The 15337-nt window shown below is 69.8% G+C and carries 16 protein-coding genes; 7 read left to right on the top strand and 9 right to left on the bottom strand.

Annotated features, from left to right (window positions below; genetic code table 11):
- Window positions 1–365 precede the first annotated feature (365 nt).
- Window positions 366–1913: a PH domain-containing protein gene (locus ACFWBQ_RS26370; RefSeq protein WP_385498379.1), complete on the top strand. Its 1548-nt coding sequence runs from the start codon at window positions 366–368 to the stop codon at window positions 1911–1913.
- A gap of 133 nt (window positions 1914–2046) precedes the next feature.
- Here ACFWBQ_RS26370 and ACFWBQ_RS26365 read toward each other — a convergent pair whose 3' ends face one another.
- Both ACFWBQ_RS26365 and ACFWBQ_RS26360 read right to left on the bottom strand, forming a co-directional pair.
- On the bottom strand, window positions 2047–2865 hold the full coding sequence (locus ACFWBQ_RS26365) for a maleylpyruvate isomerase family mycothiol-dependent enzyme (RefSeq protein ID WP_385498376.1): 819 nt from the start codon (window positions 2863–2865) through the stop codon (window positions 2047–2049).
- A gap of 173 nt (window positions 2866–3038) precedes the next feature.
- On the bottom strand, window positions 3039–3386 hold the full coding sequence (locus tag ACFWBQ_RS26360) for a DoxX family protein (protein WP_385498370.1): 348 nt from the start codon (window positions 3384–3386) through the stop codon (window positions 3039–3041).
- A gap of 99 nt (window positions 3387–3485) precedes the next feature.
- Here ACFWBQ_RS26360 and ACFWBQ_RS26355 point away from each other — a divergent pair, with 99 nt between their 5' ends.
- The 3 genes from ACFWBQ_RS26355 (at window position 3486) to ACFWBQ_RS26345 (ending at window position 6339) form a co-directional block, all read left to right on the top strand.
- Window positions 3486–3977 carry a MarR family winged helix-turn-helix transcriptional regulator gene (locus ACFWBQ_RS26355; RefSeq protein WP_385498366.1) on the top strand — a complete coding sequence of 164 codons (492 nt, stop codon included), beginning with the start codon at window positions 3486–3488 and terminating at the stop codon, window positions 3975–3977.
- 564 nt (window positions 3978–4541) lie between these two features.
- Window positions 4542–4973, top strand: a complete 432-nt coding sequence (locus ACFWBQ_RS26350; protein WP_385498353.1) for a VOC family protein — start codon at window positions 4542–4544, stop codon at window positions 4971–4973.
- Window positions 4974–5136: 163 nt separating this feature from the next.
- A complete protein-coding gene (locus ACFWBQ_RS26345) occupies window positions 5137–6339 on the top strand; it encodes a right-handed parallel beta-helix repeat-containing protein (protein WP_385498346.1) in 1203 nt (400 codons plus the stop codon).
- 5 nt (window positions 6340–6344) lie between these two features.
- Here the strand turns inward: ACFWBQ_RS26345 and ACFWBQ_RS26340 are convergent, their stop codons facing one another.
- Both ACFWBQ_RS26340 and ACFWBQ_RS26335 read right to left on the bottom strand, forming a co-directional pair.
- Complete coding sequence (locus tag ACFWBQ_RS26340; RefSeq protein ID WP_385498341.1) at window positions 6345–7112, bottom strand: alpha/beta fold hydrolase; 768 nt, start codon at window positions 7110–7112, stop codon at window positions 6345–6347.
- Between the two features lie 99 nt (window positions 7113–7211).
- Window positions 7212–7655, bottom strand: a complete 444-nt coding sequence (locus tag ACFWBQ_RS26335; protein ID WP_385498334.1) for an SRPBCC family protein — start codon at window positions 7653–7655, stop codon at window positions 7212–7214.
- Between the two features lie 294 nt (window positions 7656–7949).
- Here ACFWBQ_RS26335 and ACFWBQ_RS26330 point away from each other — a divergent pair, with 294 nt between their 5' ends.
- A complete protein-coding gene (locus tag ACFWBQ_RS26330) occupies window positions 7950–8537 on the top strand; it encodes a TMEM175 family protein (RefSeq protein WP_385498328.1) in 588 nt (195 codons plus the stop codon).
- A 235-nt stretch (window positions 8538–8772) separates the two neighbouring features.
- On the opposite strand, the gene ACFWBQ_RS26325 is transcribed toward ACFWBQ_RS26330, so the two are convergent.
- Together ACFWBQ_RS26325 and hemC are read right to left on the bottom strand one after the other, a co-directional pair.
- Window positions 8773–10263, bottom strand: coding sequence for an esterase (locus tag ACFWBQ_RS26325; protein WP_385498322.1), 1491 nt, complete (start codon window positions 10261–10263; stop codon window positions 8773–8775).
- Between the two features lie 158 nt (window positions 10264–10421).
- A complete protein-coding gene (hemC, locus tag ACFWBQ_RS26320) occupies window positions 10422–11357 on the bottom strand; it encodes a hydroxymethylbilane synthase (RefSeq protein WP_385498317.1) in 936 nt (311 codons plus the stop codon).
- Between the two features lie 420 nt (window positions 11358–11777).
- Here hemC and ACFWBQ_RS26315 point away from each other — a divergent pair, with 420 nt between their 5' ends.
- A complete protein-coding gene (locus tag ACFWBQ_RS26315) occupies window positions 11778–12593 on the top strand; it encodes an SAM-dependent methyltransferase (protein WP_385498303.1) in 816 nt (271 codons plus the stop codon).
- Between the two features lie 31 nt (window positions 12594–12624).
- On the opposite strand, the gene ACFWBQ_RS26310 is transcribed toward ACFWBQ_RS26315, so the two are convergent.
- Both ACFWBQ_RS26310 and ACFWBQ_RS26305 read right to left on the bottom strand, forming a co-directional pair.
- A complete protein-coding gene (locus ACFWBQ_RS26310) occupies window positions 12625–13533 on the bottom strand; it encodes a helix-turn-helix domain-containing protein (RefSeq protein ID WP_385498293.1) in 909 nt (302 codons plus the stop codon).
- A gap of 88 nt (window positions 13534–13621) precedes the next feature.
- Window positions 13622–13858 (bottom strand): DUF397 domain-containing protein, encoded by a 237-nt coding sequence (locus tag ACFWBQ_RS26305; RefSeq protein ID WP_385498284.1) that lies wholly within the window; start codon window positions 13856–13858, stop codon window positions 13622–13624.
- Window positions 13859–14061: 203 nt separating this feature from the next.
- Here ACFWBQ_RS26305 and ACFWBQ_RS26300 point away from each other — a divergent pair, with 203 nt between their 5' ends.
- A complete protein-coding gene (locus ACFWBQ_RS26300; protein ID WP_385498274.1) occupies window positions 14062–14619 on the top strand; it encodes an ATP-binding protein in 558 nt (185 codons plus the stop codon).
- A gap of 77 nt (window positions 14620–14696) precedes the next feature.
- On the opposite strand, the gene ACFWBQ_RS26295 is transcribed toward ACFWBQ_RS26300, so the two are convergent.
- The gene (locus ACFWBQ_RS26295) at window positions 14697–15329 is read right to left on the bottom strand and encodes an SGNH/GDSL hydrolase family protein (protein ID WP_385498257.1); all 633 of its coding nucleotides are present in this window, start codon (window positions 15327–15329) and stop codon (window positions 14697–14699) included.
- Window positions 15330–15337: the final 8 nt, after the last annotated feature.

Here is a 15337-nt window from a genome sequence, read left to right as displayed (position 1 = left end):
TCCTTCGTGAGCTCTCTGCCGGGGCTCCAGGTGCCGCATTATGCAAGGTTCTCCCCGCGTCGCCGGTAGCGACCGCTCCACGTTGCGCAGAGGGAGCGGACTGCCTTCTGTGCGTCGGCCACGGGCACGATTTCGGTGACGTTGTCCTCGACGCCTCGCACGGGCACCTGCCCGGGCACCGGGGCCGCCCGATCCGTCGGCCGGTGAGCGGACTTGGCACGCACGCCCATGGACGACGTCACTGTTGCCCGAGATGCACGCGAAGAACTGGGTTTCCTATGCGCCCAGTCGGCAGAAATGGCGGCCGACAGACTGCCGCACCATGCCCACCCCAGGTGCAGCCCGGATGGTGGAGGATTCCGAACATGACCCACACCCGGGAAGTGACCTGCCGTCCCGTTTGGAAGCGCACCCTGTGGTTCTTCGTCGGATTGGGGGCCACCGGCACGAGCCTGGCAGCCGAACGCATGGCCTTCCGGGGTCCGGACTTGAGGCTGGGCGTCGGGCTGCTGTTCGCGGCGGTAGGCATCGCAGCGCTCCGCAAGGTCACCGCCGAGGTGAGCGCCGACGCGTACGGCCTGCACTCCCGGACACGACTGCGTCGTCGGAGCGTGCCCTGGCACGACGTCGCCGACCTGCGTGTCCACCTGAAGTACACGAACACCTCACGGGCCGAGGAAGCCCGTCGAGTCAGCGTGGTGCTGCGGGACGGACACAAGCGGCTCCTGCCCCTGCCGCAGAGCTGGTCCCCCCAGGACCCGGACTTCGACGCGAAGCTGGACGCGCTCCGCGCGCTGCACCGCCGTCACGGAACCCCGGATTCCACCCACCTCCCCGTCATCTCCCACCGCACCGCCGGGCGTGGCTGGGCCGGGCCGCTGGGTCTGTGCGCACTCCTGATCGCGTGCGGGGGCGTGGCCGCGTGGTTCGTGCCGAACGCCGCGTCGAACGAGCGGGAGTGGAAGTCGGCAATACCGTGCACCGCGGAGACGCCCGCCACGGAGCTCCGCGAGTGCCTGACCACGCTGCCGGCCGTGATCGCGCGGACCGAGGCCAACCGGCCCAAGCAGAACAGCTGGCTGTACTTCGCCGACAACCGGCCGCTGGGGCGGGTCGCTGTCCCGCAGGAGGACGCGCAGGCGTTCCAGCCCGGCGACAGCGTCGAACTGGTCCTCTGGCGCGGAAAGGTGAGGAAGGTCGCCGGAGAGCATCACGTGTGGCGCGAGCACATCCCCGCCGCCGGGGACGCGGCCGCCATCGCGGGCGCGCTGGCCCTCGCCGCGGGCTACCCCGGCGCGCAGATGCTGCTGCGCCTGCGCGGGCGCCGGCTGGCCGACGACGAGGTCCTCCCGTCGGCCCTTCCGTTCGGGGGCGCGCTCGCCGGTACGGCCCTGTGGCTGCTACCGCTCTGCTACCTCCACCCCACGGCCCTGCCCACCTCTCCTGTCACGATCGCGTGGGCGGCCGCGGGCGCGTCGGCCACGCTCGGCCTCTTCACCTGGGCCTGGCGGGCCACCCAGGTCCGCAGGCCCGGAGACGGGCCGGCGAGTGAGGCCGGAGAGAAGGGGCGGGAGGTGTACCTGGCCGCCCGCTTCCTGGAACACACCGACTACAACCCGCACGGCTTCGGCACCCACATCGTGCTCGGAGGCGGCCCTCCCGCGGTGACACCCCACCCCGGCCCGGGCCGATTCGCGGCAAAGCGGATACCGGTGGAGCGGCTCACCGTCAAGGACGTGCGGCGTGCTCGGGGCAGCGACGGCGACATCGTCCCCAGAAGCTGGCACATCGCCGAACTCGACGACGCGGGCGAGCCGGTCCGCCTCGCGGCCGCCCCTGCGGACCTGGCCCGCATCGTCCGCGAGCTGCGTCCCGCGAACGCCCCCGCGGACGCCGCGAACCGCGAGCCGTGACCGTCTGCGGCGACCGGAGAGAGCAGGTTCGGGTCGGTTCCGGCCGGTAGCGGCTCCGCCGTGGGCGCGCCGGCCCCGACCGTGTACCCGGGACCCAGCGCATCCGGAGTCCGATCGGCGGGCCCGGTCCCCGTCAGGGCGCCTTGAACAGGGTCGGGAAACGCGGTGCGAGCCAGGGCTTGCGGCCCCAGGTGAGTATGCGGCCGCGGGCGATGGCGCCCCATGGTTCGCAGCGGCCGAGCGCGATGAGCAGGAAGGTGACCGGCTCGATCAGGATGGTGCAGTCCGGGCGGTCCTCCGGCCGCGGGCTGACGGCCGCCGCACCGTCGGTAAAGGTCACTGCGAAGCGTGTCCCGCCACGCAGCCGGATCCCGAAGCGGGCAGTCAGGCCGGCGGCGGCCGCATCGACGACATGTGGCATGACCGTGAACATGAACGGCATGGCCAGCTCGACGCGGGCGCGGTCGAGCATGTGAGGCCGCCCGACGGAACGGGCGAGGTCGTAGCCGTGGCCGAGCATGTGCGTGAGCAGATACGAGCCGAAGACAGCTATGCCCATCGGGCCGAGCGGCGTGGCCATCGTCTCCTCGGCCGCACGCCGGTCCGCCGCGGCGAGGAAGGCCTCGGCCTGCGCCACGATCATCTCGGCCAGCGGGTCAGCGCCGCGCTCGCCGAACCGGGCGAGCGCGCGCTCGTTGGCCGCCGCCAGACTCGGGGCCGTCCCGTCACCGTGACTGCGCTCGCGACCCGACGCGATGTCCGCCATCAGCTCGTTGGCCTGCGCCAGATGGGCTGCCGCCTCGCCGAGCGTCCATGTCGACCCGGGAACCGGGCCGCCGGTGTCGGTACGACCGCGCAGGAGCGCCGCGATCTCCGCCGCGGTCTCGCGTATCGCATCGGCGAGGCCTGGAGGCACGGCGCCTCGCACGTCTCGGGCAGGCGTTGCTTCCACGTCCGGCTCCCTTTTGTCCCCGGAAAGGCTCTTCACCCATCCGGTCTCGGCGGTCGGCCTGCCTGACACCAGGTCCGACGGATCCGTGAAGGATGACAGGGCGCTCGCCGGGGGCCGTCACCGGGCGGCCCGGAGCAGATGCTGGGGTTGTCACCCAGGCTGCCCGCCGGGGCTCAGGCCGACAGCACTCTCAGCACGAGCGCGGCGGCGGCCAGCAGGGCGATGATCACCGGTGCCGCGATCTCGAAGTCCTTCGCGCGTACGTGAGTGATGACCGCCCCGATGAAGTAGAGGACCACGCCGACCGCGGCGGCCGCTCCGATCAGGGGCACCGCGAGACCGACCAGGAGTCCTACGGCGCCCGCGGCCTTGAGCGAGGCAAGCCTCGGGAACCAGGAACCGGGCACGCTCACCTTGGCCATCGAGGCCGTGACGGCCTCGTTGCGCGAGAAGGTCAGTACGGCTGAGGCGCTGAGAGCCAGAGCGAGGAGGATGCCGGCTACGGCGTAGGCGATGAACATGATTTACCTCAAGTTCTTCAATGATGGATGGCCAAATATCGTTGAAGAGTATCAATGATTTATCTAGCTCCACAATAGGGCCCCTGATACGGTATGGGTATGGCAGCTCAGGACGGGGTCACCCAGGAACCGGCGCGGCCCTCCGCGTCCCCCGGCGACCCGGACTACCGCCTCGGCTTCCTGCTCGCCTATCACGGCGGCATCACCGAAACCGTGATCCGCAAGGCTCTCGCCTCCACCGGCCTCACACCCCGGCATGCGATGACGCTCCTGCAGCTCGCCGAGGGGCCGGTCACACAGAAGGCACTCATCGAGAAGCTCGACGTCGACCCGAGCGTCCTCGTCGCCCTGCTCAACGATCTCGAGAGCGACGATCTCGTACGCCGCAGGCGCGACCCCGCCGACCGCCGCCGGCACATCGTGGAGATCACCCCCGAGGGGACCTCGCGGCTCCGGACGTCGGATACCGCCCTCGACACCGTCGAACGGGAACTGTTCGCGGACCTGTCCGAACGCGAGCTCACGACTCTGCGTGGGCTGCTGGACAAGCTGCGCACATCGCCGGAGGACTTCAGCTGCACGGAGGCGTGACGCAGCCGGCGCCGCGTCACCGCCCTTGCCGGGCCTGCCTGTTGCGGTCGGCCATGCACTTCGGCCAGGAACCGACCGTCCGAAGGCCCGGGCCGGCCGCGCTCCCGCGCGAGGAGGGCTGCCTGGGGCCGATGGGTTCACCTGTGTGGCATGTCCGGACACAACTGTGTCCGGACATGGCCGTCTCCGGTCACGACTGGCTGGGACACCGATCGGACGGTCGCTTCAGAACGGTCATCATCTCAATTCGGGTTTCCAGGAGGTCACCGAGAAGTTCGGTTCCTTCCGGACGTACGAGAAGCGAGCACTCGGCCTGAGCAGCAAGGACCTGAATCGGCCTGAAGCGGGACCTGCTGATCGGCTGATCAACCGAGCCCGCGAACGCCTGTCCGGTCGGTAGCCCGGGCGGCCGAGGACGCCCGGTGCCGCCTTACGGATGCGCCCATGCACAAAGTGCGGACCGGACTGGCGTTTCGACGTGCGCGGCAGCTCCCTCGTGGGCGACGGTGGACCCGCCCCGGTGTCTGCGGGCCACCGCAACCCGTATGTCTGAGGAGACCTTCCATGAACTGGACCGTCGAGGTCATTCCCGTCCCTGTCACCGACATGGAACGCGCGAAGGAGTTCTACGCCGGCAAGGCCGGCTTCACGGTGGACCTCGACGACGAGGTCGCCCCGGGCATGCGCATCATCCAGATGACGCCGCCCGGCTCACGGTGTTCCATTGCGATGCTCGCCGGGATGCCCGCCGCGCCCGGTATGAAGCAGATGGCTCCGGGCGCGCTGCAGGGCATTCAGCTCTGTGTCACGGACATCGAGGCGGCCCGCAAGGAGCTGGTGGCGCGGGGCGTGGACGTCTCTCCGATCCGCCATGTCGGCGCGACGGGCTGGGAGGACGGCAAGGGCGACATCTGGAACTCGTTCATGTCGTTCGAGGACCCGGACGGTAACGGCTGGGTGGTGCAGGAAGCCCCCTCGGAGCTCTCGGATCGCTGAGCGGCAGCGGTCTCCCCTGAGCTGCCGCTCAGCCTGAGCGACCGCGTCCCGACTGCCGGTTGCAGGGCCGGGGTGCTGCCCGGCGCATCCGGGAGCGGCAACCATTCCGGCATCGGCGACCACTGTCTTCCTGTCAGCCGTCAGCCAGGAAGAAGGAGTTTGTATGCGTGTCGTCAGCATGTCCACGGTCGTGGTGCTGAGCGCCGTGCTCTCGGTGGTGGTGGCACCCGCTGAGGCAGCGACCGCCGCGTCGGCGATCGTCGTGGCCGTGGACGGGGACGACTCCGCCGCCGGCACCCTCGAGCACCCGCTGCGGACCATCCAGAAGGCCGTGGACGAGGCGCGCCCCGGTGACGTCATCGCCGTCCGGGGCGGCACGTACGCGCTGGTGGACAACATCACCATCACCACCTCGGGCGAGGCGTCCCTGCCGATCACCCTCAGCGCCTACCAGGGCGAGCGGGTCATCATCGACGGCGAGCAACTGCCCGCCAGCCACACGCCGGTCGGCGGCAGCATCCCGCGCGCCGAACGCGGTGCCATCCACCAGGAGGCGTCCCACTGGCGGGTGTCGGGCCTGGAGATCGTCAACGGCCCGTACGGCTACTACTGCGACGGCTGCGACAACAACGTCTTCTCCCGGCTCACCACCCGCGACAACTACGAGACCGGCTTCCAGCTCCAGGGTGGCTCCAGCGACAACCAGATCCTTGATCTCGACAGTTACGGGAACCGTGACCCACGCAAGAACGGCGAGAGCGCGGACGGCCTGGGCATCAAGGAGGGGAGCGGAACGGGCAACGTCGTGCGTGGCGCGCGGCTGTGGAACAACGTCGACGACGGCTTCGACGCCTGGAAGTTCGCGTCCCCGATCCTGGTCGAGGACACGATCGCGTACGCCAACGGGTTCAACCGCTGGGGCTTCCCCGACTTCGCGGGCGACGGCAACGGCTTCAAGCTCGGCGGCGGAACGCCGGCCCCTGCGACGGGCCACACACTGCGCAACTCGTTCGCATTCAAGAACGCGAAGCACGGGGTCACCGACAACGGCAATCCGGGCGCCCTCGCCCTGACCGGCAACACCACGTTCCGCAACGGCGGCACCGGCTTCGACGCCGACACCTCCGGGGCCGTCGCCGTGCTCACCGGCAATCTGTCCGTTGCCGACAAGCAGGCCGCCGCCCTCGGTGCGGGCACCCTCACCGACGGCAACTCCTGGGACCTCGGCGGTACATGGAACGAGGCTTCGGTCCTGAGCACGGACACGGGCCCCGTCACCGGGGCCCGCGCGGCCGACGGTTCCATTCCCTCCGCGCCGCAGCTCTTCGTACCGCGCAACGGCGCCGCCGTCGGTGCCCGGATGTGACCGGCTCAGGCGAAGAACTCCCTGAGCACGGGGGCCAGCACCGCGGGCGCCACCTGGTGGTCCTGGCCCTCCAGCGTCTCGTACCGTCCACGTGCCGCTGATTCCGCGATGACCCGGCCCGTGTCGCGGAACCACTGCGAACTGGATCCGCCACAGAGAACGAGCACCGGCTGGGCGATGTCCGCCAGCCGTGCGGCGGGTACCTCGCCCTTGCCCATGACGGCATCGTCGTGGGCAAGGGTCGGTGCGAGTGCCTCCAGGCCCTTCCAGAACGGGGCCCGGCGCATCCCCGCGACGGCCTCCGGCGGCATGCCCACCCGGCGGAGGAACAGCTCCACGGCACCTCCCCGGTCGTCGGCGGCCAGCCGTTCACCGAGCGCGGCCGTGTACGCGTCCGCGCGTGCTGCCGGATCAGTGGAATACGGCACCTCGTACACCGCCGTGCGGGTGATCGGCAGGCCGCTCGCCGCCGCCTCCAGGGCAAGCGCGCCGCCGGAGGAGATGCCGTACACCCCGGCCTCGCCGCCCGCCTCCGCGATCACCGCCGCCAGGTCCTCCACCTCCCGGGCGACGGCGTACGCGGTGGTGTCACCGCTCTCGCCCCGGCCGCGGCGGTCGTAGACGTAGACCGTGTGTGCCGCGGCGAGCTCCGCCGCGAGCGGCGCGTCCGCTTCATGGGTACAGGTCGCCCCACCGACCAGGACCAGCGGCGGGCCGTCGCCGTGCCGCTCGTACGCGATGACGGTGCCGTCCTTGGACACTGCCCTCTTCATGGTTCCTCCGGATGCTCGATCGCTGCCGGGCCGGACATGCCCCGCCACCCTGGTGGACCGATCGTCGTGGCGGAGCGCATCAGCGGTGTCGGGGCGTTCTCAGGACGCCTCCACCGCGGCCTTGATCCGCTGTCCGAATGCGGGGGCGTCCTTTCGTGCCGCGGCGACGGCGAGGCCGACCAGGAGCTTGCCCAGACGGTGACCCTCGAGGTCGTTGAAGATCCGCACCCTGGTTCGGCCGTCCGCGAGGGATTCGAGGTCGTAGCCGCCCTCCCGGGCTGTCACGAGGTTGCTGGACAGCTCGTTCCACCGGATCCGGGTCGGTGCGACGAGCTCGCTGATCCGGAATTCCCTCCGGGTCGTCATGCCTGCGTCCTTCACCGTGCTGCGGAACACGGTGCCCACCGCGGTCGGGCCCGCCGGGGTCTTGGAGATGTCCTGCACACGCGGGCTGAACTTCCTGTCGTTCTCGCCGTCTGCGAGAAACGCGAAAACCTCTGCGACGGGGCGGTCGATCTCGACCGTCGCCTCGAACTGAGCCATGGATTCTCCTCGTGCCTGGCGGGCGCGGTGCCCAGGGGACATCAGCGTGGCGCGCCCCGGGTGCATGCTCCTCCCAGGATCCGCGCTCCGCGAACGCTCGGCAGCCGGTCCGGCACATCCGGCCGGACCGGACGGCCGGTTCCTGCTGCTCGGACCGGGTGAGGGGCCGGCGAGGGGCGGCTACTGCACTTGGGTGTCCGCAACGGCAGTCCTGGCATCGCATCCCTGACCGTGGCGTGCCCGCTGTCGGCGTAATGAGCGAGCCTGCGCACGCGCCGGTTCACTCTGTGTCGGGTGACCGGAGCCAGAGCCGACGAGAAGAGCCCGGACCGGCTGATCGCCCTGTCCGACGGAATCTTCGCCATCGCCATGACGCTGCTGGTGCTCGACATTCACGTACCCACGGGGCTGGACGCCGATGGGTTCCGTGAGGCTGTGGGCGACTGGCTGCCCAAGCTCGGCGCCTATGCGCTGAGCTTCACCATCCTGGCCGGCTTCTGGCGTGATCACCGCCGGATCCTGCAGCTGGCGCAGCGGGTGGACCCGCTGTCCGAACGGATCGCCCTCGCCGGGCTGGGTGTCATCGCAGTGGTTCCCTTCCCTACTGCGATGCTTTCCGAGTACGCCACGCGGCCGCTGTCCGTCGTTCTCTACGCACTGACCATCGCGGTCGTGGACCTGCTGCAGCTCGCGTTGTTCCTCGCGATCCGGCAGCACCCGCACACGGGCCACGGCATCGTGGCCGATCTGGTCTCGACCATCCTGGTGTTCGGGGCCACCGTGCCGATCGCCGTCTTCGTCTCCCCCGGCGCCGCCATGTGGTCGTGGCTGGCTCTGGCTCCCATCAAGATGGCGGTCGGGCGACGCTACGCCATCGGTTGAATGGCCGGGTACGTTCCCCCTCGTCCTGCCCATGGCTTCTTTGGCGGTCAGTCAATTGCCGTTCCACGGCAGGTGACCCATGGGCCGAGCTCAGCCGAACGGGCAGGCGACAGAGAGCGTCCGCGCTGCCGTAGCTCGTCTCGAAACAGTTCCTCGACACTCCCCGTGCGGCTCGGCATCCGAGCCGCGGTGCGGCCCGGCGGACATGGGGTTCCGCCGGGCCGCCCGCTGTGGACTACTCGTCGACAGCGGCCGCGTACGCGGCGTCCACCGACGGTGCGCCGAGCGAGCCGGCGCCGTAGGTCCACGATCCTGAGGCGGTGATTCCGCCCTTGCCTGCCGAGAGCACCCACACCACGCCGTCGCCCGTGTTCTCGCCGGGGGCGGAGGCCAGCAGGCCGAAGCGTCCGTCCCTGTTCGGGTCGGTCAGCCTGACCTGGCCACCCCAGCGGTCCCCCTTCTCCGCTGCGCCCGGTACCTGGGCGGAGTTCTGGTCCCATGAGGTGGCACCGGTGGCGGTCAGGCCGGCCGCTGCTCCCCGCAGCACCCACACCGCTCCCGCGTCCGCGACCGTGCCGATGTCCTCGCCGGCCGCGCCCACCGCCAGGTCCGCGAAGCCGTCGCCGTCGGTGTCGGCCACGGACAGATCGGTGCCCCAGCCGTCACCGCGCTCGGCCGTTCCGGGCACACCGGCCGAGTCCTGGGTCCACCACTGCGGCGGGCTGCTCGCTCCCTCGATGCCGAGCGGGCCGTCCGCACTGCCGTAGTAGACACCGACAAGGCCCCCGCTCATCGCCTCACCGCCGTCGTCGGGGCTGTTCGGCTCACCGGTGACGAGGTCGTCGTATCCGTCGTTGTTGATGTCGCCGGACGCCGCGACGGGGCCTCCGCGCAGATCGCGCTCGTACACCAGGCCCTCGTCCTGCCCGGAGAAGAAGGACGACCAGCCGTGGCCGGGCTCCGCTCCCCCGGTGACTCCGGAGACGACGATGTCGGCGAGACCGTTGTTGTCGTAGTCGCCCGTGGTCAGGGACCTGGGCAGGATCTGCCGCTCCTGCGCCCGTGCAGCGAGGCGGCGCTGCGCCGTGCGTTGCAGGGGCGCCGTCCCGGCCCTGGACGCCGTGTCGTAGGCGTACAGCTGGAGCTCGTCACGATCGATTACGGCAAGGTGGTCACCCGGGATGTCGGGGCTGAAGCGGGCCGCGGCGAGAGCGCTGCCGAACTTCTTCCCGGCGGCGGGCTCCGTGGGATCCAGCCAGTCGCTGGCGACGCCGGTCAGCCCTTTCGAGGTTCCCCACAGGATGGTGAGGCGGCCTGCGTCGGCTGCCGCTGCGAGGTCCTCGCCCGGGGTGCCCACGATCGCGTCGTCGTAACCGTCCGCGTCGAGGTCGCCGGTCGCCAGGGCAGCACCGAAACGGTCACCCGTCTCGGCGGAGCCGGCGACTCCGGATGTGGACTGGCTGATGACCGCGGCCCGGCTCGTGCCGATGCCGGTCGCCGCGCCGTACTGCACGGTCACGTATCCCGCGCCCCTGCTGCCGCTGACGGTGCCGCCCGGGGCGCCGATGAGCACGTCCTCGTAGCCGTCGCCGTTGAAATCACTGTTGCGGTCACTTGCGTGCGTGCCGCCGGGCGTACCGGCGTGGGCAGTGGGTGCGGCGATGACCGCTCCCGCCGAGAGGAGAACTGCGGCCGCGGCAACGGCGGCCGAACGGTGTGTGCGCACGAGCGGCTCCTCGGTGAAGGATGACCGGGCAGGCGCCGGGGGGACGGCCGGGAAGGGCCCGTTCCTTCCTGGCGTCCTGTTTGACCGCGCGTGAGGCAGAAGGGTTGTACGGAGAGACGCTCGCCCGGCCGTGGGACCGGCCCCGTCGTTGCGAGGGGTCAGTGCGCGATGTTGTCGATCAGTTCGCGTGCGCCCTGACGCAGCAGGGCGACGGCCACGGAGGTGCCGAGGGTCGCGGCGTCGAGAGGGCCTGCCCACTCGTGCGCGTTGAGCACCGTTTTGCCGTCGGGGGTGAACACGCAGGCGCGCAGTGAGAGATCTCCGTTGCGATGGGCCGTGGCGTAACCCGCGATCGGTGAGTTGCAGTGGCCCTGCAGGACATGGAGGAACATGCGCTCCGCCGTGGTCTCCCGGTAGGTACCAGGATGGTTGAGGGCGCTGACCGCGTCGATGGTGGCTGTGTCGTCCTCCCGGCACTGCAGAGCGAGGACGCCCGCGCCGATCGGGGGGCACATGGCTTCCGGTGTGAGGATTTCGGTGATCACGTCGGAGCGGTCGATGCGCCGGAGTCCGGAGACGGCCAGGAGGAGGGCGTCGGCCTCTCCTGCGGCGAGCTTGGCGAGGCGCCGGTTGGCGTTGCCCCGGAAGGGAATGCAGTCCAGATGGGGGTGCGAGGAGGCGAGTTGGGCGACACGGCGTACGGAGGAGGTACCGACTCTCGTTCCGGCGGGAAGCTGACCGAGGGTGAGACCACCCGGGTGGACGAGGGCGTCGCGGATATCGTCACGCTCGAGGAAGGCGGCGAAGGTCGTACCGGCCGGCAGCGGCCGGTCGGCGGGGACGTCCTTGACGCAGTGCACGGCGAGATCCGCCTCGCCTGCGAGCAGGGCGGCGTCGACCTCCTTGGTGAAGGCACCTTTGCCTTCGACCTGGGAGAGGTCGCCCATCCACTTGTCGCCCGTCGTCCTGACCGGGATCACCTCGGTGGCGGTGGTGGGATGAAGCGCCGCCAGTTCGGTCCGAACACGCTCCACCTGGGCCAGGGCCATGGGCGAGTCGCGGGAGACAATGCGGATCAGCTCAGGGGCAGACATGCCGTTCACGATAGTCCGCCGGACTGGAGCAACGATGGTCCGCCGCAGGAAGACTGCCAACGACGCATCCGGGAAACGGACGGATGGTCAGGCGATTTCCGGCCGCTTTGAAACGGCAACCTGCGCCCCGTCGTTGTCTGCGTGCACGTCCGGGCGGCCGCCCGAGAGACTCCTGGGCGATCCCTGCCGGCCCTCCGACCAGGGAGACTTCAGGTCCTGGCGCGACACGTCCTCCGTACTCGCCTGCGCCGGCGCCGGAAGACCGGGCGAAGCCGGCGCCCCGCAGCCGATGTAACTGGCCGATTCACCCCCGTACGCCCCCGCCTCACTCCTCCGAGGGCTGTCAGCCCCAGGATGAGATCCCTAGCATGACCCCTCACGGCTACGAGAATTCTTCTCTTTGACCTGGCGAGGGGCTGGATGAGCAACGGGGACACCTCCATTCCGAAGAACATCGACGTGAACGTGCCGAGCGTGGCGCGGATGTACGACTACTACCTGGGCGGCAAGGACAACTACCCGGCGGACCGGGTTGCCTGCGAACAGCTGCTGGAGCACGTGCCGAGCACCAAGGTCCTCGCGGTGAACAACCGGCGGTTCCTCCGGCGTGTGGTGCACCACCTGTCGTCCGAGTACGGGATCCGGCAGTTCATCGATCACGGATCCGGCCTGCCGACCCAGGACAACGTCCACCAGGTCGCCCAGCTCGTCGACCCTGAGGCCCGCGTCGTGTACATAGACAACGACCCCATCGTCCTCGCCCACGGCAAGGCGATACTCGAGGAGAACAGCCGGACTGCGGTCATCCAGGCGGACATGCGCGAAACCGACACGATTTTCGGGCACCCCGAGGTCACCCGCCTGATCGACTTCGACGAGCCCGTGGCCGCGCTCTTCGTCTCCGTGCTGCACTGCATCCCCGATTCCGACGACCCCGCGGCGCTGGTACGCCGGGTCGCGGACCGCCTCGCTCCGGGAAGTTTCCTGGTGGTGTGCCAGCTCGTGAGTGAGGATGCCGCCACCCGCGACTTCGTCACGGACTTCATGGCGAAGAGCACGGGCAACCGGTGGGGGCGGGTCCGCCAACAGGACGACGTACGCGTCTTCCTGGAGGGACTGGACGTGCTGGAGCCGGGTCTGGTGGAGGTGTCGACCTGGCGTCCCGACTCGGATCTCGCGCCGAAGCAGGAGACCCAGGAGTGGATCGAGTACGGCGGCGTCGGCCGCAAGTGGTGACGCGGCCCGTCTGCCGTTCCGCCGGCTCCGCTCAGGCGTAACGCCTGAGCGCCTGCCCCAGCAGGTGCCGGCTCTCCACGGGGCTCGGGGACTGGGCGCTGAGGGAGTCCAGGATCCACCGGTACTCGTCCGTGCTCTCAGGCTTGTTCACGGACGTCGCGTTGGTCAGGTGCTCGATGTAGGCGACGTCGGGGAGTCCGCTCATCGCGAACCGCAGGTACGTGATGCCGTTGCCGGGCGACGTATGGGCGGTCACCTCGAAGGGGGCGACCTGCACGATCACGTTGGGCAGCTCGGTCATTTCCAGCAGGCGGGCCAGCTGCTCACGCATCACGCGGGCGCCACCTGTGGGCCGCATCAGCACCGCTTCGTCCAGGAGCACCCAGAGCTTGGGCGCATCGCGCCGGTGCAGCAGCTCCTGCCGTTTGAGTCTCAGCTCGACGCGCCGCCTCGTGGTCTCCTCCGGCTCCATCGAGTGGCCGGAACGCACCACGGCGTAGGCGTAGTCAGCCGTCTGAAGAAGCCCTGGAATGTAGTGCCCCTCGTAGGTCCGGATGGAGGCGGCCGCCTCCTCCAGTCCCACCAGGGGCTCGAACCAGTCCGGCAGCACATCGGCGTAACTGCGCCACCAGCCACGCTGTCCGGCCACGCGCACCAGTTCGACGAACTCGGTTGCCCGGTCAGGATCGGTGACGCCGTAGAGCTCAAGAAGGTCGACGGCGTCGCGCTCCTTGCACGGGGAGTGCCCCGTCTCCATCCGGCTGATCTTCGCCGTGGAGCAGCGGATCCGGACAGCCGCGGCATCGGGGGTGATACCCGCCTCGCCACGCATCCGTCGAAGCTGGGCACCCAGAACCAGACGCAGGGCAGTGGGACTTGACCCGGCGGCCTGGGCGGGCGCCGGCTTCCGTAAGGGCTGCAGCGGTTCGATGCCGGGCATGCGGGCTCCTGAGGGCGGACGTCTGAACGCCAGTGTGCCATCAGGGAGTCCTGGAAGGAGCGGGTCAGCACGAGAACATGGCGCGCTTTCAGCCGATCACGCCGTCGAAGTCACCGTCCCTGACGCCTGCGAGGAAGGCTCGCACTTCGTCCTCCGTATAGACGAGGGCGGGCCCTTCGGGATGCCGGGAGTTCCGTACGGCCACGTCGCCGCCGGGCAGCAGCGCCATCTCGACACAGTTCCCACTGGGGTTGCTGTGATGGCTCTTCATCCAGGTCACGTCGGTCAGGGAGTTGGCGGGGACGCCGTTGTCGATGTGCTGCATGCGGTGCACTCCTTGTGGGGCAGTTGCTCGGACCACTCCTGGCGTGCTGCCAGGGCCCGCACCGGGTGAACAGTTGTCCCCCTCACACCCGGGGGGTGCAATTTCGGATGCAATTGCACGGAAGAGCGGACGGCGAGGATACTAGTGGGCGTCCGGCCCCTCGGCACCATTAATCGGCCTTCACCGGAGGGTAATCAGTGCTCATGCATGCGGAGAACGCACGCCCTCGCGGAGAGGATGCCGGCTCGTCGGATCCGACCGGGAACGACATTGCCCCTCACCGGCACTGGGCGCGGGATCTCGGCATCGGTGCCGCCGGATTCATCACCCACAGCCTGGCCGCCGATGCCGAAAGTCTGCAGCGGGCACGGGTGTTCGTCCGCGACGCACTGGAACAGTGGGGTCTGCGGTCCTTTGCGGACGACGTCGCGCTCGTCGCCGGAGAGCTGGTCAGCAACGCGGTATGTCACGCGCTGCCCCCGTCCGGGGAGTTCGCCGTCCGGTCCACGGCGTGGCTCGGCCTCGCCCGTCAGGACAGCACTCTGGTCTGTGCGGTGAACGATCCGAGCCCCACTGTCCCCGTACTGCGCAACGCCGACGATTCCTTGGAGCGCGGCCGGGGCCTGCGCATCATCAACGCGCTGAGCAGTTCGTGGGGCTGGTCTCTGCCGACCGGCGCAGGCAAGACCGTCTGGGCACGGATCCCCGTCGCCCAGGGCCCCTCTTCGGAATCCGGCCCGATCCGGCCCGCCTCGCCCTGATCCCGCCGGGCCGACGTGATCAGGGCTGATTCGGTAAGGCAGGGCGTGGCCCAGGAGCAGGGCCCGGGTGCCGGCACCTACAGGCCGACGAGCGCCGTCCATGCCTCGGCCAGTACAGCGTGCCCGAGCGGGGTCGGGTGGACGCCGTCCCCGGCGATGCGCTCGGCGCCGCCCGCGGTCCGCGCAGCCTGGTTGAGCAGGCCGTCCGCGGCCAGCAGAGCGGCGTCGAACTCCTCGGACAGCCGGCGGACCGCCTGAATCCTGGGATCGAGGTCCTCACGCCAGGCCCACTGCTCGGCCGCGACCGGAACCAGGAAGGGTTCGACGAGGATCAGCCGCGTATCCGAGCCCTCCCGGATCTGCGTGAGGATGGTCCGGTAGTCGTCCTCGTACGAACGCAACGAGGTGACATCGCCCGAGTCGTAACGGCGCCAGGTGTCGTTCACGCCGATCAGGACGGACACCACGTCGGGCTTGAGATCGACGGCGTCCTCGCGCCACCGGGCGCGGAGGTCAGAAACTCCGTCGCCACTGATACCCCGGTTGATGAAAGTGATGTCGCTGTCCGGCCACGCAGACCGTACGAGCTCCGCAGCCATCTGCGCGTAGCCCCGACCCAGGGGGTAACCGGGGTCGGACAGCCGGCCCGCGTCGGTGATGCTGTCCCCCTGGAACAGGACGGTGGCTGAGCCGTGCAGGCTGATGGTCACGCAATGCT

Origin of the sequence: Streptomyces sp. NPDC060035 (genome assembly GCF_042736635.1) — a bacterium.
GTDB lineage: Bacteria > Actinomycetota > Actinomycetes > Streptomycetales > Streptomycetaceae > Streptomyces.
This window is presented reverse-complemented; position numbering and strand designations above follow the sequence as displayed.